Source organism: Haloactinopolyspora sp. (assembly GCF_027324685.1).
Classification (GTDB): Bacteria; Actinomycetota; Actinomycetes; order Jiangellales; family Jiangellaceae; genus Haloactinopolyspora.
Genome location: NZ_DAHVSH010000037.1, coordinates 13,574 through 35,523, shown reverse-complemented (window position 1 = coordinate 35,523; position 21,950 = coordinate 13,574). Strand labels below are relative to the sequence as shown.

Annotated in this window: 22 protein-coding genes and 3 pseudogenes; 14 read left to right on the top strand and 11 right to left on the bottom strand. The window is 70.2% G+C overall.

The genetic code is table 11. From position 1 onward, the window contains the following. Positions 1 to 190, top strand: a pseudogene (locus M6444_RS05180) (HAD-IB family hydrolase); the annotation flags it as partial. Positions 191 to 212: 22 nt separating this feature from the next. Here M6444_RS05180 and M6444_RS05175 read toward each other — a convergent pair. Next, complete coding sequence (locus M6444_RS05175) at positions 213 to 608, bottom strand: hypothetical protein (protein WP_298323803.1); 396 nt, start codon at positions 606 to 608, stop codon at positions 213 to 215. 176 nt (positions 609 to 784) lie between these two features. Between M6444_RS05175 and M6444_RS05170 the strand changes: the two genes are divergently transcribed. Both M6444_RS05170 and M6444_RS05165 read left to right on the top strand, forming a co-directional pair. Next, positions 785 to 1,348, top strand: a complete 564-nt coding sequence (locus M6444_RS05170) for a hypothetical protein (RefSeq protein ID WP_298323802.1) — start codon at positions 785 to 787, stop codon at positions 1,346 to 1,348. A 60-nt stretch (positions 1,349 to 1,408) separates the two neighbouring features. Then, the gene (locus M6444_RS05165; RefSeq protein ID WP_298323801.1) at positions 1,409 to 2,326 is read left to right on the top strand and encodes a hypothetical protein; all 918 of its coding nucleotides are present in this window, start codon (positions 1,409 to 1,411) and stop codon (positions 2,324 to 2,326) included. 248 nt (positions 2,327 to 2,574) lie between these two features. Here the strand turns inward: M6444_RS05165 and M6444_RS05160 are convergent, their stop codons facing one another. The 5 genes and pseudogenes from M6444_RS05160 to M6444_RS05140 form a co-directional block, all read right to left on the bottom strand. Then, positions 2,575 to 3,300 (bottom strand): hypothetical protein, encoded by a 726-nt coding sequence (locus M6444_RS05160; RefSeq protein ID WP_298323800.1) that lies wholly within the window; start codon positions 3,298 to 3,300, stop codon positions 2,575 to 2,577. Positions 3,301 to 3,663: 363 nt separating this feature from the next. Next, positions 3,664 to 4,933: pseudogene (locus tag M6444_RS05155) on the bottom strand (DUF6596 domain-containing protein). Beyond that, entirely contained in the window at positions 4,930 to 5,346 is a 417-nt protein-coding gene (locus M6444_RS05150) for a YciI family protein (protein WP_298323798.1), read from the bottom strand. The pseudogene M6444_RS05155 and the gene M6444_RS05150 overlap by 4 nt, the downstream one beginning before the upstream one ends. Positions 5,347 to 5,521: 175 nt before the next feature. Continuing rightward, positions 5,522 to 5,962: a DUF1707 domain-containing protein gene (locus tag M6444_RS05145; RefSeq protein ID WP_298323797.1), complete on the bottom strand. Its 441-nt coding sequence runs from the start codon at positions 5,960 to 5,962 to the stop codon at positions 5,522 to 5,524. Further along, a complete protein-coding gene (locus M6444_RS05140) occupies positions 5,959 to 6,705 on the bottom strand; it encodes a PadR family transcriptional regulator (RefSeq protein WP_298323795.1) in 747 nt (248 codons plus the stop codon). Before M6444_RS05140 ends, M6444_RS05145 begins: the two co-directional genes overlap by 4 nt. Before the next feature lie 217 nt (positions 6,706 to 6,922). Between M6444_RS05140 and M6444_RS05135 the strand changes: the two genes are divergently transcribed. The 3 genes from M6444_RS05135 to M6444_RS05125 are packed head-to-tail and all read left to right on the top strand — an operon-like array spanning position 6,923 to position 9,913. Further along, the gene (locus M6444_RS05135; protein WP_298323792.1) at positions 6,923 to 7,987 is read left to right on the top strand and encodes an iron chelate uptake ABC transporter family permease subunit; all 1,065 of its coding nucleotides are present in this window, start codon (positions 6,923 to 6,925) and stop codon (positions 7,985 to 7,987) included. Further along, positions 7,984 to 9,096, top strand: a complete 1,113-nt coding sequence (locus M6444_RS05130; protein WP_298323791.1) for an iron chelate uptake ABC transporter family permease subunit — start codon at positions 7,984 to 7,986, stop codon at positions 9,094 to 9,096. Before M6444_RS05135 ends, M6444_RS05130 begins: the two co-directional genes overlap by 4 nt. Further along, a complete protein-coding gene (locus M6444_RS05125; RefSeq protein WP_298323789.1) occupies positions 9,089 to 9,913 on the top strand; it encodes an ABC transporter ATP-binding protein in 825 nt (274 codons plus the stop codon). The genes M6444_RS05130 and M6444_RS05125 overlap by 8 nt, the downstream gene beginning before the upstream one ends. Position 9,914: 1 nt before the next feature. On the opposite strand, the gene M6444_RS05120 is transcribed toward M6444_RS05125, so the two are convergent. Continuing rightward, entirely contained in the window at positions 9,915 to 10,814 is a 900-nt protein-coding gene (locus tag M6444_RS05120) for a LysR family transcriptional regulator (RefSeq protein ID WP_298323787.1), read from the bottom strand. Positions 10,815 to 10,897: 83 nt separating this feature from the next. Between M6444_RS05120 and M6444_RS05115 the strand changes: the two are divergent. Together M6444_RS05115 and M6444_RS05110 are read left to right on the top strand one after the other, a co-directional pair. Then, positions 10,898 to 11,879 (top strand): annotated as a pseudogene (locus tag M6444_RS05115) (pyridoxal-phosphate dependent enzyme). Positions 11,880 to 11,889: 10 nt separating this feature from the next. After that, entirely contained in the window at positions 11,890 to 13,089 is a 1,200-nt protein-coding gene (locus M6444_RS05110) for a histidine kinase (RefSeq protein ID WP_298323782.1), read from the top strand. 9 nt (positions 13,090 to 13,098) lie between these two features. Here the strand turns inward: M6444_RS05110 and M6444_RS05105 are convergent, their stop codons facing one another. Next, on the bottom strand, positions 13,099 to 13,650 hold the full coding sequence (locus M6444_RS05105; RefSeq protein WP_298323780.1) for a D-alanyl-D-alanine carboxypeptidase family protein: 552 nt from the start codon (positions 13,648 to 13,650) through the stop codon (positions 13,099 to 13,101). Positions 13,651 to 13,754: 104 nt separating this feature from the next. Between M6444_RS05105 and M6444_RS05100 the strand changes: the two genes are divergently transcribed. From M6444_RS05100 to M6444_RS05075, 6 genes are read left to right on the top strand one after another with little or no spacing between them, the layout of a single operon-like run. Further along, the gene (locus M6444_RS05100; RefSeq protein ID WP_363326246.1) at positions 13,755 to 14,435 is read left to right on the top strand and encodes a response regulator transcription factor; all 681 of its coding nucleotides are present in this window, start codon (positions 13,755 to 13,757) and stop codon (positions 14,433 to 14,435) included. Further along, positions 14,432 to 15,898: a HAMP domain-containing sensor histidine kinase gene (locus M6444_RS05095; RefSeq protein WP_298323778.1), complete on the top strand. Its 1,467-nt coding sequence runs from the start codon at positions 14,432 to 14,434 to the stop codon at positions 15,896 to 15,898. Before M6444_RS05100 ends, M6444_RS05095 begins: the two co-directional genes overlap by 4 nt. Then, complete coding sequence (locus M6444_RS05090) at positions 15,895 to 16,305, top strand: GerMN domain-containing protein (RefSeq protein ID WP_298323776.1); 411 nt, start codon at positions 15,895 to 15,897, stop codon at positions 16,303 to 16,305. The genes M6444_RS05095 and M6444_RS05090 overlap by 4 nt, the downstream gene beginning before the upstream one ends. A 20-nt stretch (positions 16,306 to 16,325) precedes the next feature. Beyond that, positions 16,326 to 17,057, top strand: a complete 732-nt coding sequence (locus M6444_RS05085) for a LytTR family DNA-binding domain-containing protein (protein WP_298323774.1) — start codon at positions 16,326 to 16,328, stop codon at positions 17,055 to 17,057. Beyond that, on the top strand, positions 17,054 to 17,416 hold the full coding sequence (locus tag M6444_RS05080; RefSeq protein WP_298323772.1) for a DUF485 domain-containing protein: 363 nt from the start codon (positions 17,054 to 17,056) through the stop codon (positions 17,414 to 17,416). Before M6444_RS05085 ends, M6444_RS05080 begins: the two co-directional genes overlap by 4 nt. After that, positions 17,413 to 19,158, top strand: coding sequence for a cation acetate symporter (locus M6444_RS05075; RefSeq protein WP_298323770.1), 1,746 nt, complete (start codon positions 17,413 to 17,415; stop codon positions 19,156 to 19,158). Before M6444_RS05080 ends, M6444_RS05075 begins: the two co-directional genes overlap by 4 nt. 1 nt (position 19,159) lies before the next feature. Here M6444_RS05075 and M6444_RS05070 read toward each other — a convergent pair whose 3' ends face one another. From M6444_RS05070 to M6444_RS05060, 3 genes are all read right to left on the bottom strand, one after another. Further along, on the bottom strand, positions 19,160 to 19,672 hold the full coding sequence (locus M6444_RS05070) for a MarR family transcriptional regulator (protein ID WP_298323768.1): 513 nt from the start codon (positions 19,670 to 19,672) through the stop codon (positions 19,160 to 19,162). Positions 19,673 to 19,753: 81 nt separating this feature from the next. Continuing rightward, positions 19,754 to 20,386 (bottom strand): NAD(P)H-dependent oxidoreductase, encoded by a 633-nt coding sequence (locus M6444_RS05065; RefSeq protein WP_298323766.1) that lies wholly within the window; start codon positions 20,384 to 20,386, stop codon positions 19,754 to 19,756. Continuing rightward, complete coding sequence (locus M6444_RS05060; RefSeq protein ID WP_298323764.1) at positions 20,383 to 21,705, bottom strand: LLM class flavin-dependent oxidoreductase; 1,323 nt, start codon at positions 21,703 to 21,705, stop codon at positions 20,383 to 20,385. The genes M6444_RS05065 and M6444_RS05060 overlap by 4 nt, the downstream gene beginning before the upstream one ends. Positions 21,706 to 21,950: the final 245 nt, after the last annotated feature.

Here is a 21,950-nt window from a genome sequence, read left to right as displayed (position 1 = left end):
GTTGCTGCGCAAGACCGCGGCTGAGAACGGCTGGCCGGTGCTCGTGTTCTCCAAGCCGGTGGCCCTCGGGCAACGGGCATCGTCGCTGCGCGACGCGCCCCGGCCGGCCATCGCTGCCGCGGCGATCAGCGCCGGTGCGGCGGCAGCCGGGTTGGCCTGGTACGCGGTGCGGCGGCGCGGGCGAGCCTGACCCGGGGACCCAGCCGCCGGGGTCAGGCACCGGCCTCCTGGGCCTTGCGACGGTAATAGGCGGCTTCGTCGTCGCGACCCAGTTCGTACAGCACCTCGCTGAGTGGGCCCAACGCTGGGACGTGTCCGTTGTCGACCGCGCGGCGATACAGCTGCTCGGCCCGGTCGAACTCCTCCCGCTGTACGCAGGCATCGGCCAGAATCATCAAGTTCGCCACGTGGCCCGGGATGGTTCCTCCGCCGTCGGCGCCGTCGAGCTGGTCCGTACCAGACCCCGCCGACTGGGCCGGCCGAGAGCTCGTGACGATCAACGCGACGGCGATCACACCACAGGCGGCGAGGATCCCGGCCGAGGTGAACGTCGAGATCTCGGCCCCCATCGCGATGGCCACGATCAGCACGATCAGCAGGACGATCACGCCCGCCAATACGAACCACATGAGGTATCTGAGCCGGTTCCCCCGGTTCCACATGGTTTCCGATCCTGGCCTGGACTCGTAACCCACGCAAACGGAACAGCCTCCGGTTACGCTCGGCGGGCACCCGCAGCACGCGAGCGCAGCCCCTCCGCGCCGGACGGGGACGACAATGGGACATGGGCCGAGACCGCCACGACGAGCCCCTCGATCTCACCGCGGCACCGCCGGAACCGCCCGGTGGTCACTCGCCGGAATCTGGTGTGCCGGCCCGTTGGCGAACGCCGCTCTTCATCGGCGCCGCGCTCGTGGTGGGTGCCGCCGCTGGAGCGGCCGTGGCCGAAGCGCGCCACGACACCGGCGAGCCGGACGGCGCGGTCCACATCATCGCTCTCGGCCCACTCTCACCCCTGCCGAACGGCGAGTTCAATGACGTCACGCTGGGGCTGCTCAACTCCGGCACGGCGCCGATCGAGGTACTCGAGGTCGACCTGGACGGATACTTCCAGCCGGCGGATGGCACCTTGCCGGAACCGGTCCACGCTCGCCCCGGCCGATGGACGACGGTGACCGTACCCGCCGTACCCGACTGCAAGCTGGCCCCGTCCGATGCCGTCGGCCTCCGGCTGCGCACCGAGGACGGAGCCCGGTCGACGCTGAGCACGACGGTCCCCAATCACGACGTGCTCGGCCGGGCGTGGCTCGACGCCTGCGGGACACGGGACGGTATCGATCCCGAGTGACGTCGATCACGAGTTGGGACGAATGGCCCCAGAAGCCCGAACAAGCCCGACAATGACCGCATGGCGGGACCGGAGGACGGCCACGAGCCCCTTGACCTGGGCACGCTGAAACCCGCGTCCGTTGCCGACGCGACCGCCGTGGAAGAGTCGTCGCCCGGCCCCGGTGGATCGTCGGCCCCGTGGCGGCAGCGCGCGGCGATCGCCCTGGCGCTGGTGGTCGGCGGCACCGTCGGCGCGGTCGCCACCGATGCCCGCCACGACGCGATCGAGGCGCATCGAGCCGAGTTGGTCGCCTCCGCTGCCGCACCCCGACCTCTCGGCAGCGTCGAGCTGGTCCTGCTGAACACCGCGGAGCAGGCCGTGGACATCGTCGACGTGACTCTGCCCGGCTGGGCCCGCCCGTCCGGTACCGACGAGCCCCCCGTCCTCACGGCCGAGCCGGAGGTATGGCTGACGTTCGACACTCGGGCCGAACCGCAGTGCGACGCGGAGCCGTCCCTCGACGCGACCGTCACCGCCATCACGGACGCCGGTGATCGAGTCACCGCGGAGCTGACCGTGCTCGATCAGTACAACCAGCTCGACCGCCGCTGGCAGCAGAAGTGCGAAACACTCGACGGCGACGGCCTGTCGTTCGACGAGCCCACAGCGGTGTCGTCGGACGCCGAGACCGCCACGATCACCATTCCGGTGCGCAACGGGCTCGAGCGACCCGGCCGCATCGTCGGCCTCGGTACGGAGGCGCCGGGCTTCGTCGCGGACTCAGCCGACCTTCCGCTCACCGTGTCGGCCGGTGAATCCACGACGCTGACGATCACCTGGACCGTCGACGACTGCGCAGCCGCCGCTGAGGTCGACAGTCCCACGGCGACCGCGGATTTCGTCTCCGGAGATCTTCGACGCCGCCTGACGCACTTCTTGCCGAACACCGTGCTCGTCGAACTGGTACGGGTCGCCGAGCGCGTGTGTGGAACGTAAAGATCTGCCCGACGCCCTTCCCTTCGTGCCTGGTCATGACATAGAAACGAAGTACGGACCGACACGGTCCACAGCACGGCAGATGGGTACCCACGCGGCGATCCACCCATGTACGGGTGTCGTCCTCGGGCCAGCCGAGGCGACAGACGAATGCACGCTCTGGTAACCCGTCGACCGTGTCAGCGGCGGCGCCCTACCTCACGCAGGGCGCCGCTCGCATGTGCCCATCGCAATGGCGCGTGCCCGGTTCAGGTGCGCGCCGCGGCAATGGCCAGCCCGTCCTCCGCGCCTCGCGCGTAGGCCTCGGCGCAGTGCCGCACCCACGCCCCGACGCCGGTAGCGGTTCCGCCTTGATACGCCTGCGCGAGCGGCAGATACGCCCGCGACAAGGCCGCGTGACCGGCCTCTGGCACCCCGACCGCCTTCGTGTCGACCCCTTTCGCCACCAGGACGATCCGCTCCGCGGCCCGCGCGACGAGGTCGTCGGCGACTCCGAACGGCCGCACTGCCAACAGTTCGCCGTGCACGATCGCCGCCACGACGACGCCGGGGGCGCGAGTGGGGGCACCGGTCACGGTCATGAGCTGGTCGAGCCGGGCAGCGTCGACGTCCGGCCGCGGTCGGCCCAGCGTGTCGGGATCGGACACCAGATCGCGAGCAGCCAGCACGTGCAGGCGGGCCAGTGCCTGCCGGGGCGAGCGTTCCCACACCTTGGCCAGGGAGGGAACCTCGCCGAGCGCTCGCAACGCCCCTTGCAGGTGCGGGTCGTCGACATCGTCAGCGTCCCCGCCGGCCAACTCCGCCGAGGCGCGCGCTCCCCGTAGGGCCGACTCGGCCGCCACCGCCGCAGCTTCACGGCGCATCGCGCGGTGACCGAGTAGCGCATCGATGGCGTCGCGGGCGTGCGCAGCGGCCACCCCCACGCCGTCCAGATCCGCCACGGACGCCAGTGGGTCGTCCGGAGCAGCAGGCATGCGCAGAAGTGTAGCCCCGCGTCCGGTTGCTGGTTGCATTGACCTGCGGAAACACTTCCCTGACGGCGTAGGGCCTCGGGAACGATCGCTTGACCGACCGGGCCGTGATGATCGTCGCGCGTGGGGGGCCGACGTTCTTGCGGTCGTGAAGATCGTCGTGCCGAAAAGCGCCGAGGTTGACCGGTCGTGAAGATCGTCGTGGGAAAAAATGCCGGTATAGCCCGCGCTTCCTGGCACGACGATCTTCACGACCGGCGCCACCAGGCATTCGCGCCCGATTCCGGCCCCAACAGCCCCGCCAACCGGCCCCCGCCAGCAGCCCGCGCCGGCGCAAAGAACGGCGGGTCAGCTCAGGCTGGCGGGTCAGCTCAGCGCGGCGATCTTGGCGGCGAGCACGTCACGGGTGGGTTCGTTCGTGCAGCGTTCGAGGGCGATCTTCAGCTCGGCGCGCTTCGTCGGACCGGCCCAGCCGGGTCAACAGCTCACCGCGCACCGTGGGCAGCAGATGCGACGCGCGCAGGAGTGGGTCGTCGGCGACGGTGTCCACCTCGGCGAGCCCCTTCTCCGGCCCGTACGCCATGCTGACCGCGACCGCGCGGTTGAGCGTCACGACCGGCGAGGGCGCGAGGTCGCTCAACGCGTCGTAGAGGCGGACTACGCGCGGCCAGTCGGTCTGGTCGACCGATGGGGCGATCGCGTGGCACTCGGCGATGGCGGCCTGCAGGCCGTACGCCCCGAGGCCGTTGCCGACCCGTTGCGCAGTGGCCAGGGCCGCGCGTCCGCGCCGAATGGCGGCCTGATCCCAGCGGCGCCGGTCCTGGTCCTCTAGCAGCACTGGCTCGCCGTCGGGGCCGGTGCGGGCCGGGAACCGCGCCGCGGTCAGCTCGAGCAGCGCGAGCAGTCCGTGCACCTCGGACGCGTCGGGCATGAGGCGCACGAGCACGCGCGCCAACCGCGTCGCCTCGTGCGCGAGGTCGGTGCGGATCCACTCCGACCCCGACGACGCACTCGACCCTTCGGTGAACACGAGATAGACGACGCTGAGCACCGAGCCCAGCCGCTCGCGCTGCTCGGGCCGGGACGGCACCTCGAACGGCACGCCCGCGGCCGTCAGCGCTTTCTTCGCCCGGGTGATCCGGGCCTGCACCGTGGCGGTGGGAAGCAGGAACGCGCGGGCGATCTGGTCGCTGCTCAGGCCACTGACCACCCGGAGTGTCAACGCCACGCGCGCCTCCCGGCTCAGCACCGGGTGACAGGAGACGAAGACGAGGGCGAGAACGTCGTCGTCGATCCGGTCGGGATCCCACAACACGTCGTCGTGCGCGCTCCCGCCGGGCCCACCGGCGACTGCGCCGCCCTCACCCAGGTCACGGGCGAGGGCGGCGTAACGCTCGTCGAGAGCGGAGCGGCGGCGGAACGCATCGATGGCCCGCCGCCGCCCCACCGTGAGCAGCCAGCCGGTCGGGTTGTGCGGCACGCCCTCACGGGACCACGTGACCAACGCCTCGGCCAGGGCCTCTTGAGCGAGGTCCTCAGCCAAGGCGAAGTCGTTGGTGTAGCGGGCGAGAGCGCCGACGATGCGGGCGGACTCGCGCCGCCACACCGCTTCGACGCTCTCGCGGGCTCGATTCACAGGTTGCCCGTGGACTCCCGCCACTTGCGCTCCTTCTGAACCCACACGTTGTCCTGGGGGAACTCGTCGATCGTCGGCACCCGGCGGATCTCGGTCTTGATGCCCGGTCCGCTGATCGGCGACCGCTTCGCCCATTCGATCGCCTCTTCCTGAGAGGCGACGTCCAGCAGGTAGAACCCGCCGAACAGCTCCTTGGTCTCACCGTAGGGGCCGTCGGTGACGATGGGCGTCTCGGCGGAGTGGTCCACGACGACGCCGGGGTCCGGGTCCAGGCCCTCGGCGGCGAGCAGGACGCCGGCCTGGATCAGCTCGTCGTTGTACCGGCCGATGGTCTCGAGCATCTGCTCGAAATCGAAGTCCTCGCCGCCGGTCCACGAGTCGTCTTCGGCGCGCATGATCAGCATGTACTTCATGGTTCACTCCCGTGTCGGGCACGAGCCCCGGTTGGGCCCTCTCACCCCCAGGTCGAACAGGATGCCACCCGGATCGACACGCGCCACCAGAATTTTCGCGGAATCTTTTCGACGGCGTCACCCGACTCACTCGGGCCAAGCGCAACCGCAGCCGAACGACCCCTAATGAGCAAGGTCAACGACGTACGGCGCAGCGATCAGGCCAGTGGCCCACGGCCGCGCGGTGCCCCCGACGGGCGCCGCGGTGAAAGCCGAACCCGCCGAACATCCAGATCCAGAACAGCGCGAACAGCAGCCACGGCGCGGAGCCGACCACCAGCACGACCAACGCCGCGACCGCGAGCAGCGCGATCGGCGCGACGAAGATCATCGGGTACCAGCGGAGGCCGGGCCGGCGCTGCGCCGGGGCAGCGGTCGTCACCTCGGCGCTTCGGTTCCGGGGGAGGTCGGCGAACAGCGGGTCGATGTCGGCCTCGAAGCGCGCCGCCCAGACGCGTCCCGTGCGCTCGTCGTACTCGTCCTTGGTGATGCGCCCGGCCGCATAGTGCTCGCCGAGTGCCGCGACCGCTTCCTCGCGTTCGGCGTCGCCGATGCGTAGCGAGCGAGTCTCGGTCATGTCCGCCTCCCCTCGTCCGGGCCGAAGTCGTCGCCCTCGGCGTCGTCGCCGTCGGCGAGGATTCCGTAGAGCCGGCGGCGGGTGTCGTTGAGGACCTCACGAGCCCTGGCCTGTTGGTCGGCGCTACCAGTGGCGAGGATCTGCCACAGCGCCGCCGCGGCCTGGCCGATCAGCGGGCGCAGCCCGTTGACGTCGTCATCGCCGGGCGGAGCGGACATGGTGTCCCAGGGTGCGGAGACCTCGTCCGGGTGGGCGGCGACGTACTCCTCGCCTTGCGTCGTGAGGTGGTAGACCTTGCGTCCGCCTTGATCATCGGCGCGGACGAGGTCTTCGTCTTCGAGCTGCTGCAGGGTCGGGTAGATCGAGCCCGGGCTCGGCTTCCAGACCCCACCGCTGCGCTCGGCGATGTCCTGGATGATCTGATAGCCGTTCATCGGCCGCTCGGCCAGCACGGCGAGGATGGCCGCGCGGACGTCGCCGCGGCGTGCCTTCGGGCCGCGCCGGCCCCAGGGCGGGCCACCGCCGAATCCGGCCCACGGCGGCGGGCCGCCGAACATCGCCCACGGCCCGAACCCATGCGGTCCCCCGCGATGGCCGCGATGGCCGTAGTGGCCCGGACCGCCCCGGCTGCCCGTCATCGCCGCGAACCAGTCGGCTGCGGCGTCCACCGCTTCACGTGCGGCGTCCCCACAATCACGGCCGCGCGTCCATGGCGGCCCTGCGGCGTAGCTGTGTCCCGTCACGATGCCTCCCAGATCAGTCGCGATACTTAGACGATATATCGCGAACCATCGCCCGACAACTGGCGAGCACGCCCGGGATTCTCACGGCGGGGCAAGTTAGGTTAGCCTCTGCTCATAGCATCACGGCCCGCTATGCGAGAGGACACTCACCCGTGGCCCGGAACCGACGCGGCATCGCCTGGTTCCCGATCGACGCCCACCCCCCGGAGCGCTGACGGTGTCGACACCCGTGCTCTCGCCCTCGCCCGCGCCCGACGTCGAAGCGACCGCCCAGGGACTCGCCCGGTCGACCGCGAGCAAGCTGGCCTCGCTCCTGGTGGCCGTGGCGATTCTCGCGCTCGTGTGCCTGGCCAGCGTCGCCATCGGTGCCAAGAACATTCCGTTCGACGAGGTCGTGGCGGCCTTGTTCGACTCAGGTGACCCCAACAACCAGGTCATCGTCGGCGACATGCGCGTCAACCGGACGTTGCTGGGACTGGCTTGCGGCATCGCGCTCGGCCTGGCCGGGGCGGTCATGCAGGCGTTGACCCGCAACCCGCTCGCCGACCCAGGGATCCTGGGCGTCAACGCGGGTGCTTCGTTCGCCGTCGTCCTCGGCGTGGCGCTGTTCGGGGGCATGAGCCTGCACGGCTACATCTGGTTCGCCTTCGCCGGTGCGGCGCTGGCCAGTGTGATCGTCTACGCACTGGCGACGGTCGGGCGCGCTGAGGCGACCCCGGTGCGCCTGGCGCTGTCCGGCGTGGCGTTCGCCGCCGTGCTCATGGGCTTCACCGAGGGCCTGATCCTGCTGGACTCCGAAGCCCTCGACGTCTTCCGGTTCTGGCAAGTCGGCTCACTCGCCGGACGAGACGTCGACACCTTCGGCGCCGTGCTGCCGTTCATCGTGGTGGGCGTCGTGTTGGCCCTGGGCCTGGCGCGCACCTTGAACGCGATGGCCCTCGGCGACGACACCGCTTCGGCACTGGGAGCGAACGTCCTGGTGGCGCGGATCGTGGGTGTCGTGGCGGTGACGCTGTTGTGCGGGGCCGCCACCGCCGCCGTCGGGCCCATCGGCTTCGTCGGATTGATCGTCCCGCATCTGGTGCGTGCGTTCACCGGCCCCGACCAGCGCTGGATCTTGCCGTTCTGCCTGGTGGTGGCACCGATCCTGATGCTGGTGTCCGACATCGTCGGACGAGTGGTGCTGTCGACCGGCGAGCTGCAGGTCGGCATCGTGACGACGATCATCGGCGGGCCGGTCCTGATCGCCTTGGTACGCCGGCGGCGGACGGTGAGCCTGTGAGTACCGACGTCACCCCGCGCAGCGACTCCACTCGGCAACGGCACCTACGGGTCGAGTCGCTCGATCTGTCCCCCACGAGCTACGCCGCCCGTGGTCGCCTCGACCGATGGTCGCTCCGGTTCGACCGCCGGGTCGTGGCCGTGTGCACGGCCCTGACCGTCGCCATCGTCGTCGTCTTCCTGACCTCGCTGGCCGTCGGCGACTACAGCATCGGCGTGCTCGACGTGGTGCGCACGCTGTTCGGCAACCCACCTGATCCGTTGGCCGAGTTCATCGTCAACGGCCGACGGCTGCCTCGGGCGCTGGTGGCCCTCCTCGTCGGGGCCGCGCTCGGCGCCTCGGGGGCGGTGTTCCAGAGCCTGTCGCGCAACCCGTTGGGCAGCCCGGACGTCATCGGCTTCACCCAGGGCGCCTCGGCCGGAGCGGTGTTCGTCATCCTCGTCGTCGGCGGCAGCCTCGCACAGGTGGCACTCGGCGCCATCGTGGGCGGCCTGCTCACCGCGACGGCCGTCTACCTGCTGGCCTACAAGCGCGGCGTGCAGGGCTTCCGGCTCATCCTCGTCGGTATCGCCGTGGGGGCGATGCTGATCTCGGCGGTGCGGTACATGTTGATGCGCGCCGAGCTGATCGAGGCGACCGGCGCCCAGGTGTGGCTCACCGGGTCGTTGAACACGCGCGGATGGAACCACGTCGTCGCCGTCGGGATCGGGATGGCGATCATCATGCCGGTGCTGCTCGGGCTGGCCCGGCCGATGCGGATCATCGAGATGGGCGACGACGCCGCCACCGGGCTGGGTGTCAACGCCGAGCGGACCCGGATCGGCTTGCTTCTGGCCGCCACCGGCCTCGCTGCCATGGCCGTCGCCGCTGCGGGCCCCATCGCGTTCATCGCCCTGTCCGCGCCGCACCTGGCCCGCCGGCTGGCTCGGGCTCCAGGCACGACGGTCGGATCGGCGGCCCTCATGGGGGCGTTGCTGCTGGGCGTCAGCGACCTGGTCGCCCAGTGGGTACTCCCGCACCAGCTACCAGTCGGCGTGGTCACCGTCAGCGTCGGCGGTCTTTACCTGCTCTGGCTCCTAGCCCGCGAAGGACGGCGTCACCATGTCTGAGCACCGCCCGGAATCTCGCCTGCACGGCGACGATCTCACCCTGGCCTACGACGAACGGGTGATCTCGCAGGACCTGTCGGTGTCGATCCCCGACGGATCGTTCACGGTGATCGTCGGCCCCAACGCCTGCGGCAAGTCCACCTTGCTGCGCGCCCTGTCCCGAATGCTCAAGCCCACGGCCGGGACGGTGCACCTGGACGGCGAACTGATCACCCGGTACGCCACGAAGGAAGCTGCGCGCCGGCTGGGCCTGCTGCCGCAGACGTCCATCGCTCCGGACGGCATCACCGTCGCCGACCTCGTCTCGCGCGGGCGATACCCGCACCAGAAGATGTTCCGGCAATGGTCGGCCGCCGACTCGCAGGCGGTGGCCGAAGCCATGACCGACACCGGCATCGCCGATCTCAAACACCGGCGGGTCGACGAGTTGTCCGGTGGTCAGCGCCAGCGGGTGTGGCTGGCGATGGTGCTCGCGCAGCAGACCCCGATCCTGCTGCTCGACGAGCCCACCACGTTCCTCGACATCGCCCATCAGGTCGAGGTGCTCGAGCTGTGCCACGACCTGTACTCGAGGCTCGGCCGGACGCTGGTGGCCGTGCTACACGACCTCAACCACGCGTGCCGCTACGCCACGCATCTGATCGCGATGCGCGACGGGCGCATCGTGGCCGAAGGCCGCCCCGGCGACGTCGTCACCGAGCAGTTGGTGCAGGACGTCTTCGGGCTGGCCTGCCGGGTCGTCGACGACCCCGAGACGGGAACGCCGCTGGTCGTTCCGGCCGCCCGGCGCCGAGCCGCCGTGCCCGCCCAGGCGTGAGTCAGGGCCAGGCCGGCGTGACCATCGCCTCGCGCAACGCGGTGATGAACGCCTGCACCGGCAGCGGCGCCGGCGAGCGACCGTAGGTCGCCACCGCGATGCGGCGGTGGTCGTCGGGCAGGCGGTCGATCCGGACGTCGGGATGGCGGTTGGCCACGAGCGCCAGCCCCGGCAGAGTGCTGACCCCCAGGCCCGCGGCGACCAAGGCCTGCACGGCGACGTAGTCGTCGGTCTCGAATGCGATGTCGGGTGTGAATCCGGCGACCTCGCACGCGGCGACGAGGTGCAGCCGGCACCGTTCGCATCCGGCGATCCAGCGGGCGTGGGCGAAGGTGGCCAGCTTCGTGCGCTCGCCCGGCCACTGCCGGTTCGCCGGCGTGACGACGTACATGGGCTCGGTCAGCACGGGGGTGATGGTGGTGTTGCGGTCGTCGCCGGCGGGTGAATCACCGTGGGCGAAGATCATCGCTACGTCGACCTCGCCGTTGCGCAACCCGGTCAGCGCCACCGGCGGTTCAGCCTCGTTCAACGCGATGTCGATGGCCGGATGGGCGGCACTGAACCGAGCCACGGCCCGCGGCACGAGCGTGGCCAGTGCCGACGGGAACGCGGCTAACCGCAGTCGCCCGGCCCGCAGCCCGGCGTGCTCGGCGACCTCGGTCTGCGCGGCCTCGACCTGCCCCAGGATCTCTTCGGCGCGCGCGGCGAGAATGCGCCCGGCCTCGGTGAGCCGGATACCGCGCCCGGCGCGCTGCGTGAGCGGCGCCCCGACGTCAGCTTCCAGCCGGGCCAGGTGGTGGCTGACCGACGGCTGCGAGTAGTGCAGCTTCTCGGCCGCCGCAGTCACCGACCGCTCGCGGGCGACTGCGACCAAGACCCGAAGGCGCACAAGGTCGAGCATGAGGTCAATAATAGACATTCTTGATGTATGCCTCGAATCCTGGCATTGGACCTATGGGTGATCCTGGTGCGACGGTGGGTGGCATGCGACAGCCCACCATCTCCGACGCTCTCCACGCTCGTCGCGTGCTGGCCGGACACCTGCCCCCCCACGCCGACGTGGCGCTACCCGGCTCTCGACGCCACAGCCGAGGCAACCGTACTGGTCAAGCATGAGAACGTGCAGCCGACCGGCGCCTTCAAGGTCCGCGGCGGCATCGCCCTACTGGACGCGATGGACCCGGCCGAGCGCGACCGCGGCATCGTGGGCTACTCGACGGGCAACCATGCACAGTCCCTGGCCTACGCGGCGGCACTGTTCGGGGTGCGGTGCACCATCGTCATGCCCGAGAACCCGAACCCGGCCAAGGCACGAGCGGTCGCGGGCTTCGGTGCGGAGGTCGTCGAGGCCGGAGCCAACTTCGACCAGGCCCGCGAGCACGCCGAGATGCTGGCGCACGCCCACGGCATGAACCTGATCAGCGCGGCGAACGACCCCAGGATCATCGCCGGCGTCGCCACCGTGTACCTGGAGCTGTTCGAGCAGGCGCCTGATCTCGACGTGGTCGTCGTCCCGGTGGGTGGCGGCAGCGGTGCGGCCGCGGCCTGTCTCGTCGCTGCCGCGCTCGCGCCGTCCTGCGAGGTCATCGCCGTCCAGTCGGCCGCCTCACCCGCCGGCCACGATTCATGGCGGGCCGGAGCATGCCTCCAGCGCCCGAACCAGACGGTGGCCGACGGGTTGGCCACGGGTTCGGGTTTCGAGCTCACCCAGCAGATCATGCGCACCCACCTGACCGACTTCGTGCTCGTCGACGATGCAGCCATCGCCGCCGCTCAGTGGGTCATGATGCGCGACGCGCACACCCTCGCCGAAGGCGCCGGGGCTGCGGCGCTGGCCGCGGTCCTGGCCGATCCACAGCGGTTCGCCGGGCGGCGCGTGGGTGTCGTCTGCACCGGAGGCAATGCCGCCGAGACCGAGATCCGGGCCTGCGCCACACGAGAACACGAACTCGCCTCATCCGCGTAGGGTCCGCTGCATGCGTTCGGCGGTGGTCGTGGTCATCGTGGTGGTGCTGCTCGCCGCCATCGCGGTCCCGCTCGCCCGCCTGGTCAGATCCCGCCTCGTGCTCGGCACCACCGAGAACCAGACCACCTACCGGATCCTGCACACCACCAGCCTCGCCTCGCCGGAGCTACGGGCCGGTTTGGCCAACGGCGCCGACCGTGCCGCCAAGCATCTGCGCGAACTGTTGGCCACTCCCGCCCTGGCGATCACCGACGGCGATGCGGTCACCGCCTGGGACGGCGTCGGCAGCACCCACGCCGACGACGTCCACCGGCACGCCGCGCACGCGCTCACGTCCGGTTCGACCGAGGTGCTCGATCCGGACGCGGTGGCCTGCGAGCGCGTGGACTGCCAGGTCCGCCACGCGGTCGTCGCGGCACTGACCTCCGAGCAGCACGTGGTGGGCGCGCTGATCGCCTACACGTCGACTCGCCCGTCGGCAGGCCTGGTCCGCGCGGTCGAGGAGGTCGCCCGCTTCGTCTCCGGTCAACTCGAGCTGGCGGAGTTCGACCGTGAACGAGCGAAGCTCGCCGAAGCCGAGATCCGGGCCCTGCGCGCCCAGATCTCGCCGCACTTCATCTACAACGCGCTCGGCGCCATCGCGTCGTACGTGCGTACCGATCCCGAACATGCCCGCGAGCTGCTCCTGGAGTTCGCCGACTTCACGCGGTACTCGTTTCGCCGACACGGCGACTTCACCACGCTGGCCGACGAACTGCGCTCGGTTCAGCGGTACCTGACGCTGGAGAAGGCGCGCTTCGGTGACCGGCTGTCGGTGACGCTGCGGGTGGCGCCCGAGGTGCTGCCGGTCGCGATCCCGTTCCTGTGCCTGCAGCCGCTGGACGAGAACGCCGTACGGCATGGGCTCGAGGGCCGCGCCGAGCCCGGCCACATCGCGATCGTCGCCGAGGACGCCGGCCACGACGCTGTCATCAGCATCGACGACGACGGCGTCGGCATGGACCCGGACGTGGTCCGCGACATCCTGGCCGGCGACTCCACCGACCGCGTCGGCATCGGGATCGGCAACGTGGACGATCGGCTGCGTGCGGTGTTCGGCGACGAGTACGGGCTGGTCATCGAGACCGCCCTGGGCGCGGGCACCAAGGTCAGCATGCGGGTGCCGAAGTATCGCCCCGGCGTGCACGTCACCGGCCCGGGGACGCACTGACCAGGCCGTCTATCCCGGGCTCTGCCCTGGCGGCGCAGGCGCGGGGTCGGGACACGAGCCGGAGCGTTTCCACGCCGGGTCGAACTCGAAGTGCCACCACTCCCAGCTCATCGTCTGGCACAGGCCGTAGCGCGAACCGTTGCTCCGCAGCCAGTCCGCGGCCGGTGCCGGGCCGACATCCAGCGCGACGCCCAGGACGTGGTTCGACTCGTCCGGTGGCAGCGCCCAGACGGAAGCTTCTGTCACCGAGCCGTACTCGTCGACCTTCTCGTCGAACAGGCGCTGTTGGTGTCCGCAGGTGCGGTAACCAGAGGTCAACGACAGTTCGACCCCCTCCGCGGCGGCGTCGTCGACCGCCGCGAGCCAGGCCTGCCGGGTCGGCTCGGTCAACCCGCCGAGGTCGTCGAGGTCGCCTCGGTCGGTACACGCCGCGGCCTCGCCGTTCGCCTCGCTCGGCGCACCGAGCACGGCGACGCCGGTACCGCCCAGGAGGACACCGGCCAGCGCGATCAACATCGCCGAGCCGGCGGATCGCCGTCGGCGCTCCCACGTGTTCGTCATGCCGACCACGGTCGACGGCGAAGATCCGCACCTCGTTCGCGTCGTGTCATGGTTTCGCTACAGCTCGCGCCAACGGCCGCGGCAGCCCGCCGTCCTGTTGAACAATGACACCCGTGCCCCGCGTACTGCTGATCGAAGACGACGATTCCGTCCGGTCCGGGTTGGAGCTCGCGCTGCGCCGCCAGGGCCACGACGTCGTGACCGCCAGTACGGGCGAACAAGGGCTGCAGCGCCTCGATGACCATGTCGAGATCATCGTTCTCGACCTCATGCTGCCCGGCATCGACGGCTTCGAGGTCTGCCGCCGGGTGCGAGCCCGCGGGTCGGTGCCCATCATCATGCTGACCGCCCGCAACGACGACATCGACGTCGTCAGCGGCCTCGAGGCCGGCGCGGACGACTATGTGGTCAAGCCCGTCCTGCCGCGAGTGCTCGACGCCCGCATCGGCGCGGTGCTCCGGCGCGGCGAGCGACGCGCGGGCACCGTGGACTCGTTCGGCGACCTCGTCATCGACCGGTCCGCGCTGAGCGTGACCAAGGGCGGCAGCCAGCTCGGGCTCACCCCGACGGAACTGCGCCTTGTGCTCGAGCTGTCCGGTTCGCCGTCGCAGGTGTTCAGTCGCGAGCAGTTGCTACGCGCGGTGTGGGGCCACGACTATCTCGGTGACTCGCGGATCGTCGATGCGTGCGTGCAGCGACTGCGCGCCAAGGTGGAGGACACGCCTTCGGAGCCGGTGTACATCCAGACCGTCCGCGGGTTCGGCTACCGGTTCGGGCCGGTATGACGGCTGCCGCGGACGACCGGCCGACCACGCGGAGACCGTCGTGGTCGGTCGGGCTGCGCGCCCGCCTGACGGTGGCGTTCCTGCTCGTCACTCTCGGCAGCGGGCTGGCTGCGGCCGGCTTGAGCTACGTGTCGGCGCGCAACGCGATCTTGGACGAGAGCCAGGAGCAGTTCCTCACCCAGCTGCGCGACAACGTCGCCGATGCCTCCAGCCGGCCCCGTATGCCGAGCGGAGACGCCTTGGCGGCCCTGGTCGACCAGGTGGGCCCGGAGGACACCATCGTGGTGTACGCCGACGTCGGCATCGGCGACGGGCCGTTGCTCGACCGGATACCGGCGCAGCTGCGTCGCGCCGTACGCGAACGCGCACGGTTGTCCTTCCAGCGCACCGTCGAGTCCGGCGAGCCGGTGCTGTACGCGGGCACCCCGGTAACCACCAGCAACGGCGTGCCCACCGGCGTCGAGGTGTACGCGAGGACATCGCTGGCCGCCCAACAGGACCGGATCGACGGGCTGACGCGGCAGGCAGCGGCCGTCCTCACCGCCGCCGCTGTCGTCGCCGTGGTCGTCGCACTGGTCGCCGCGCGTAGCGTGCTTCGCCCGGTCCGGGCGCTCAGTCGGGGTGCGGCTCGCCTCGGCGGCGGCGATCTGGGCACCAGGCTGCCGGTCCGGGGCAACGACGAACTGGCCGGGCTGGTCCGCTCGTTCAACGACGCCGCCGCCCGGCTCGAGGACTCGGTGACCCGGCTGCAGCGAGAAGAGGCGAACTCGCGCCGGTTCGTCGCCGACGTGTCGCACGAGCTGCGCACCCCGCTGGCCGCCATGATCGCCGTCACCGACACCGTCGACGACGAGGCCGCTCGGCTCGGCGGCGACGGCGCGGCGGCAGCTCGGGTGCTCAGCACCGAGACGCACCGCCTGGCCGACCTGGTGGAGAACCTCATCGAGATCAGTCGGTTCGACGCCGGCCGCGCGGAGTTGCACCTACGCGTCGTCGACGTGCGGGAGCTGGTCGAACGCACGATCGCCACCCGCGGCTGGTCGCCGGTGGTGCACGTGCTGCCGGCTGGACAGCCCGATGGCGCTGCGCCGCCGGTGACGATCCGGGCCGACCCACGACGACTCGACGTCGTCGTGGCCAATCTGGTCGGCAACGCCGTCACCCATGGCGCCGAGCCGATCACGGTCGCCGTCGCCGCCGCCGACGTGCCGGGCGTGGACGACGACTGCGTCACGATCACCGTGCACGATCACGGGCCGGGCCTGCCACCGGAGGAACGGCAGCGGGTCTTCAACCGCTTCTACAAGGCCGACGCCAGCCGCGGCCGAACGGAGGGCAGCGGGCTGGGCCTGGCGATCGCGTGGGAGAACGTCCGGTTGCACGGCGGGCGGATCGACGTCGCCAGCTCGCCGGGTGAGGGGACTCGGTTCACCGTGAGCTTGCCGCGCAGGGCGGACGCATGACGAGGCTGTGCTCGTGGGTGCTGGCCGCAGCCGTTCTGACGGTCTCCGCCTGCGGAATTCGGCCGACCGGAAGCATCGACGCAGGCCCGGGCGCACGAGCGAGCTGGGAGTCCGCGGTCGTCTACTTTCTTCACGACGGCCGTCCCTACCCCGCCGTCAGACCGGACCTGGACTCCGCCGGCCCGCAGGAGCTCGTCGAAGCACTCGCGGCCGGGCCGACCACCCACGAGCAGGACGTCGGTCTGCGTACCGAGGTCCCGCCGTCGGTGCGGTTGGTCGTCGACGGAGACCGCCTGGTCGTCGACAGCCCTGGCCGACTGTCCCGGGCCGCGCTGCAGCAGATCGCCTGCACGCTCCAGCGCAGCGTGACAGTCGGCGTCGACCACGCCGACTGTCCGGTGCCCTGAACTTCTACTAGCCTCACGCCATGCTCACGGTCTTGGCGGTTGACGACGAGCCACCGGCGCTGGCCGAGCTCGCGTTCCTGCTCGAGCAGGACGACCGGATCGGCCAGGTGCTCACCGCGGGCGACGGAACCGCGGCCCTGCGCCTGTTGGAGCGCGAGCACATCGACACCGTGTTCCTCGACATCCGGATGCCTGGGCTGTCCGGACTCGACCTCGCGCGTGTTCTGGCGCAGTTCCGGCGCCGACCGGCAGTCGTGTTCGTCACGGCCTACGACGACCACGCCGTCACCGCGTTCGACCTGCACGCGGTCGACTACGTCATGAAGCCGTACCGTCGCGAGCGACTGTTCGAGGCGGTACGCCGGGCCGTCGAGGCCGTGTCCGAGCCGCGGCCATCCACCGCCGGTGCCGAAGACGAGACGATCTCGGTGGAGCTCGGCGGCGTCACCCGGTTCATCCGGCGCAGCGAGGTCAGCTACGTCAGCGCTCAGGGTGACTACGCGCGCCTGCACACCCGCGACGGCAGCCACCTGCTGCGCGTGCCGCTGGGCACCCTCGAGGAACGCTGGGCGGACTCGGGTTTCGTGCGCATTCATCGCAGCCACCTCGTCGCCAGCGCGCATGTCGACGAGATCCGGCTCGACGCCGGGCGGTACAGCGTCGTCATCGGCGACACGGTCCTGCCGGTGAGCCGCAGGCACGCCCGGGAACTACGCGACGTGCTCGTCCGGCGGGCCGGGGACACCCCATGACCGAGCGGGTCACCATCACCGGTCGCCGGCGCGGCCGGCCGCCGGTTCGCCGCCGCCCCGTCACGACCGAGATCGACGCCCAGACGCGCCTGGGCGAGGTGTACATGCGCGCCCTGCTGCGGGCCCAACTGCGATTGGGCTTCACGGTGGCCGGAGCCGTGCTGGGCGTGCTCGCCGCCTTGCCGTTGCTGTTCGCGCTGGTACCAGAGGTGTCTTCGACCGAGATCGCCGGAATCGAGCTGCCCTGGGTGATCCTCGGCGTCGCTGTGTATCCGGTGCTGGTGGCTGCGGCGTGGTTCTACGTTCGCGCCGCTGAGCGCGTGGAACGCGACTTCGCCGAGATGGTCGATCGCCGATGACGGTCGAGGTCGCCGCCGTCGTACTCACGGCGGTCGCCACCGTGCTGATCGGCGCGTACGGCCTCCGCGCCGCGCGGACGACGAGTGACTTCTACGTCGCCTCGCGCACGGTCACGCCGTGGTGGAACGCTTCGGCGATCGGCGGCGAGTACCTGTCGGCGGCCTCGTTCCTGGGTGTGGCCGGGCTGATCCTGGCCTACGGCGCCGACATGCTGTGGTTTCCGGTCGGCTACACCGCGGGCTACCTCATGCTGCTGGTCCTGGTGGCCGCGCCGCTACGTCGCTCAGGGGCCTACACCCTGCCCGACTTCGCCGAAGCACGCCTGGAATCGTTGGTCGCCCGGCGGGTCGCCAGTGTCCTCGTCGTCACCATCGGATGGCTGTATCTGCTGCCGCAGTTCCAGGCCGCGGGGTTGACGCTGCGCACCGTCACCGGCGCGCCGCAGTGGGCCGGCCCGGTCGTCGTCGCGGCGGTCGTGCTGATCAGTGTGCTGGGTGGCGGCATGCGCAGCATCACGTTCGTCCAGGCGTTCCAGTACTGGCTGAAGCTGACCGCGCTCGCCGTGCCCGTCGTGTTCCTGCTGCTGGTGTGGCATGTCGACGGCCGCCCCGAGGTCGCCTCCGGTGAGCAGCCGGTGTTCGCGGAGACCACGACGGTCGACGTGGCCACCGACGTCACCATCGAGGTGCCCGGGCCGGTGATCGTCGACATCGACGGCACGCTGGACGACGAACAGATCGACGAGCGCCGGCTCGTCCTGCCCGGCGAGGTGGACGTCGCGGCTGGGACGACGCTCGTCTTCCCCGAGGGCGCGCCGATCCCGCATGCCTCTCGGCTCACCCCGCTCGACGGCGAGGCCTGGGCGCTGCCGCTGCAGGCCAACGGTGAGCACCCGCTGTACAACACGTATTCGCTGATCTTGGCGTTGTTCTTCGGCACGATGGGGCTGCCGCACGTGCTCGTGCGCTTCTACACGAATCCCGACGGGCGCGCGGCCCGGCGCACCACCGTGGCGGTGCTCGGGCTGCTGGGGCTGTTCTACGTGCTGCCTGCGGTGTACGGAGCGCTGGGCCGCCTCTACACCCCGGAGTTGCTGCTGACCGGACGGACCGATGCGGTGGTCCTCGTGCTTCCCGGGCGGCTGGTGGACGGCGCCGCCGGCGACGCGTTGAGCGCGCTCGTCGCGGCCGGAGCGTTCGCCGCGTTCCTGTCCACGTCGTCCGGGCTGACGATCTCCGTCGCCGGGGTGCTGTCTCAAGACATCCTGCGCACGCACGTGCGCAGCCCGGTCTCGGCCTTCCGGATCGGTGCCGGCCTGGCTCTGGTCGTGCCGATCGCTCTGGCGTTGTCCAGTCCCCTGCTCGGCATCGCCGACGTCGTGGGCCTGGCGTTCGCCGTGGCGGCCTCCTCGTTCTGTCCGCTGCTGCTGCTGGGCATCTGGTGGCGCCGCCTGACCTGGCCGGGTGCCGTGGCCGGGCTCGTCACCGGCGGTGGGACCTCCACGCTCGCGGTGACCGCGACGATCCTGGCCGGCCAGCAAGGCGGCTGGCTCGGCGCACTGCTGGCGCAGCCGGCTGCGTGGTCGATGCCGCTGGCCTTCACCGTCATGGTGGTCGTCTCGCTGGCCACCCCCAGGCATCTGGCCCCGGGGGTCGATCGCACGATGGTGCGCCTGCACACCCCGGAGAACCTCGATTTGGACCGCGGCGACTGGGACCCCGAGGATCGCTGGCGGCGATGAGTCAGGAAACGTCGCTCAGGTCTCGAAGCTGCTTACGGCCGAGGGGAACGCCGACGTAGATGCCCAGGATCATGAGCGCGGACAACTTCTCGTCAGGGCGTAACCGCCGCTGAAACAGCTCGATCTTCAACTCCACTTGGGTCAAGATGTCGACGAGTACCCGAATGCCGGGCTCGGTGATCTCGACGTAGGTGAGCCGACGATCCTTTCTCGACGCCACTCTGGTCAGGTGACCGTCGGCGACCAGGCCCCGGACCAGTCGCGACGCCAGCGCCGGCGTGACGTCGAGCCGTTCGGCGAGCTGGCTGATCGTCATCTGGCTATCACGCGCACCGAACACCTGGATCAGCGCTTGGTGCTGCAACGGCTCCAGCCCGTGGGCCCGCGCCTCCTCGTCGATGATCCGGAACGACTTTCGGATGGCATAGCGAGCTTCGGCGACGCTCTGGAAATACGACTTCAGATCCTGCGGCGCGGACAGCGGTAGGGAGGGCATGACGATGTCGTCGGGCACCGTACCTCCTGTTCAGCTCGCACCACTGCCACGGCCGACGATACAGCTCACCTTTCTCAGCCGACCATGAAACAAGGCCACTCAGGCAGCAGCGGCACGAGTCGTGGAAAACCACATCAACTGATTCGCCATCGAATCCAATTGACGTTCGATCTTGGCGTCGGCGCACGTGCCGTCCTGGAATTTCGTCGTGCTCGAGTTGATGACGATGCCCAGCGGTGTCGGCCAGCCGCGCAAGGCGTGAACGGTGGTCCGCAAGGACGAGAGCGCCAGCACGCCGGCCTGCCAGCCGTAGGCGCTGGCGATGCAACCGACCGCGCGACCTTGCAGGTAGGGGACGTCGTCGTCGGCCAAGTCCTGCAAGTAGTCCAGGGCGTTCTTGAGCATGCCGGACAACCCGCCGTGATATCCGGGGGTCGACACGATGACGGCGTCGGCCGCGCGCACGGATTCCAGCAGGTGCAGCGCCGCCTCACACCGGGTTTCGTCCTGCGGGTCGTACATGGGGAACTTGATGTTGTCCGCGCAATAGGCGTCGCATTGCGCGCCGGCGCGTTCGAGCCGGGTCAGGACGGCGCGCAATGCCTGCTCGGAACTGGAGTTCGCTCGGGTGGTGCCACCGATACCCACGATGCGCGGCCGGCCATTGCCGAAACTGCTCGCCGGGCTGAACGTATGTCCGTTGGACTCGGTGACGTTCGCCGCAATCGTCACGATGCATTCCTCCGATCCGGGTACGCGAGGCCGAGATTCTCTCGGAACGTCGCGCCGGAATACTCGTTGCGGAAGAGCCCACGCCGGCGCAGTTCCGGAACGAGTTGGTCGGTCGCCATCTCGATTCCGTCCGGCAGCATGTCGATCATGAGGTTGAATCCGTCGGCAGCGTCCTCGGCCAGCCAACGCTGCATCTCGTCTGCGACCTGCTCCGGGGTACCGACGACTTGATTGTGCCCACCGCCATATCGCTTGAGCAGTTCACGCACGGTGAGGTTCTCGCGCTCGGCCAACCCCACGACCGAACGACGGAATCCGATCGAGCCGGCGAACTGATCGTCGGGGACGAGCTTGTCCAGCGGCAACGGCTTGTCGAGGTCCAGATCCTCGATCGCCACGCCGACCCGCCGGGCCAGCTTGCCCATCTCCGGCTCGGTGCCCAGCGCGTCGTCCAGGGCTTCCTTGCGCGCCTTGGCTTCGGCCTCGGTACTGCCCATGATCGGCAACAGGCCGGGCAGGATGATGACGTCGTCGGCAGCGCGCCCGTGCGACTCGGCGCTGGCCCGCACGTCCTTCCGGAACAGTGCGCCGTCGGCGGGACTGCTCTGTGCGGTGAACACGACGTCGGCGTATTTGCCCGCGAGCTGTTTACCTTCGGCCGAGCTGCCGGCCTGGAAGACGATCGGGCGTCCCTGCGGGCTCCGGGGGAGCGTCAGCGGGCCGCGAACCTGGTAGTACTTCCCGGCGTGGCCGATCTCACGGACCTTGGCCGGGTCCCCGAAGATCGCCTCGGACTTGTTGCCGACGAGTGCGTCGTCGTCCCACGAGTCCCAGAGCTTGAACGCGACGTCGAGGAACTCGTCGGCGCGCTCGTACCGGTCGCGCCGGTCGGGGAGCACGCCGCTGCCGAAGTTGTCGGCCACCGCGGGGACGAAGGTGGCCACCGCGTTCCATCCCGCTCGCCCGTTGCTGAGGTGGTCGAAGGTCGAGAACCGGCGGGCCAGATCGAACGGCTGGTTGAACGTCGTCGACGCCGTGCCCACCAGGCCGATGTGCTCGGTCACGGCCGCCATCGACATCAGCGCCGTCACCGGGTCCAACGCCCCGAGCGCCGGGCGTTCCACTCCCTCCTCCGAGCTGGACAGCGTGTCGGCCAGGAAAAGGCAATGAAACCGACCGCGTTCGGCGGCGCGTGCACACGCTTGGTAGAAGTCGGCCCGGACGTAGTCCGAGGCGTCTCCGTCGCGGACCATCCATGAGCCCAGGTGCATACCCAAGCCCATGAGGGTGGCCGAGAGAACGATGTCGTCCTTCGCCATGGGATCTCCTACACATCGGCAGTCAACTACTCACATCATTGACTTGAGTCAAAGATTCGTCAAGAGGGCGATCGCGGATCTCGGCCCCGGCCCGACAGGCGAGGGACCGCTCGTCGCGCCACACCGACCGCTCGTCGCATCGATGAAGCCCACACGCCGAGCCGACCGACCGCTCGCCGACCACCAGCGCGCGAACACTGCCGAGCCGCCGAGCCCAGCCCTACGGTGCGGCGTGAAACCGGCCT

What these genes read in the sequence shown, in the direction of transcription:
- M6444_RS05170 (WP_298323802.1), top strand. Translation starts at nt 785, where the DNA reads ATGGGCCGAGACCGCCACGACGAGCCCCTCGATCTCACCGCGGCACCG.
- M6444_RS05165 (WP_298323801.1), top strand. Translation starts at nt 1,409, where the DNA reads ATGGCGGGACCGGAGGACGGCCACGAGCCCCTTGACCTGGGCACGCTG.
- M6444_RS05160 (WP_298323800.1), bottom strand. Translation starts at nt 3,300, where the DNA reads ATGCCTGCTGCTCCGGACGACCCACTGGCGTCCGTGGCGGATCTGGAC.
- M6444_RS05150 (WP_298323798.1), bottom strand. Translation starts at nt 5,346, where the DNA reads ATGAAGTACATGCTGATCATGCGCGCCGAAGACGACTCGTGGACCGGC.
- M6444_RS05145 (WP_298323797.1), bottom strand. Translation starts at nt 5,962, where the DNA reads ATGACCGAGACTCGCTCGCTACGCATCGGCGACGCCGAACGCGAGGAA.
- M6444_RS05125 (WP_298323789.1), top strand. Translation starts at nt 9,089, where the DNA reads ATGTCTGAGCACCGCCCGGAATCTCGCCTGCACGGCGACGATCTCACC.
- M6444_RS05120 (WP_298323787.1), bottom strand. Translation starts at nt 10,814, where the DNA reads ATGCTCGACCTTGTGCGCCTTCGGGTCTTGGTCGCAGTCGCCCGCGAG.
- M6444_RS05110 (WP_298323782.1), top strand. Translation starts at nt 11,890, where the DNA reads ATGCGTTCGGCGGTGGTCGTGGTCATCGTGGTGGTGCTGCTCGCCGCC.
- M6444_RS05105 (WP_298323780.1), bottom strand. Translation starts at nt 13,650, where the DNA reads ATGACGAACACGTGGGAGCGCCGACGGCGATCCGCCGGCTCGGCGATG.
- M6444_RS05100 (WP_363326246.1), top strand. Translation starts at nt 13,755, where the DNA reads ATGACACCCGTGCCCCGCGTACTGCTGATCGAAGACGACGATTCCGTC.
- M6444_RS05095 (WP_298323778.1), top strand. Translation starts at nt 14,432, where the DNA reads ATGACGGCTGCCGCGGACGACCGGCCGACCACGCGGAGACCGTCGTGG.
- M6444_RS05090 (WP_298323776.1), top strand. Translation starts at nt 15,895, where the DNA reads ATGACGAGGCTGTGCTCGTGGGTGCTGGCCGCAGCCGTTCTGACGGTC.
- M6444_RS05085 (WP_298323774.1), top strand. Translation starts at nt 16,326, where the DNA reads ATGCTCACGGTCTTGGCGGTTGACGACGAGCCACCGGCGCTGGCCGAG.
- M6444_RS05080 (WP_298323772.1), top strand. Translation starts at nt 17,054, where the DNA reads ATGACCGAGCGGGTCACCATCACCGGTCGCCGGCGCGGCCGGCCGCCG.
- M6444_RS05075 (WP_298323770.1), top strand. Translation starts at nt 17,413, where the DNA reads ATGACGGTCGAGGTCGCCGCCGTCGTACTCACGGCGGTCGCCACCGTG.
- M6444_RS05060 (WP_298323764.1), bottom strand. Translation starts at nt 21,705, where the DNA reads ATGGCGAAGGACGACATCGTTCTCTCGGCCACCCTCATGGGCTTGGGT.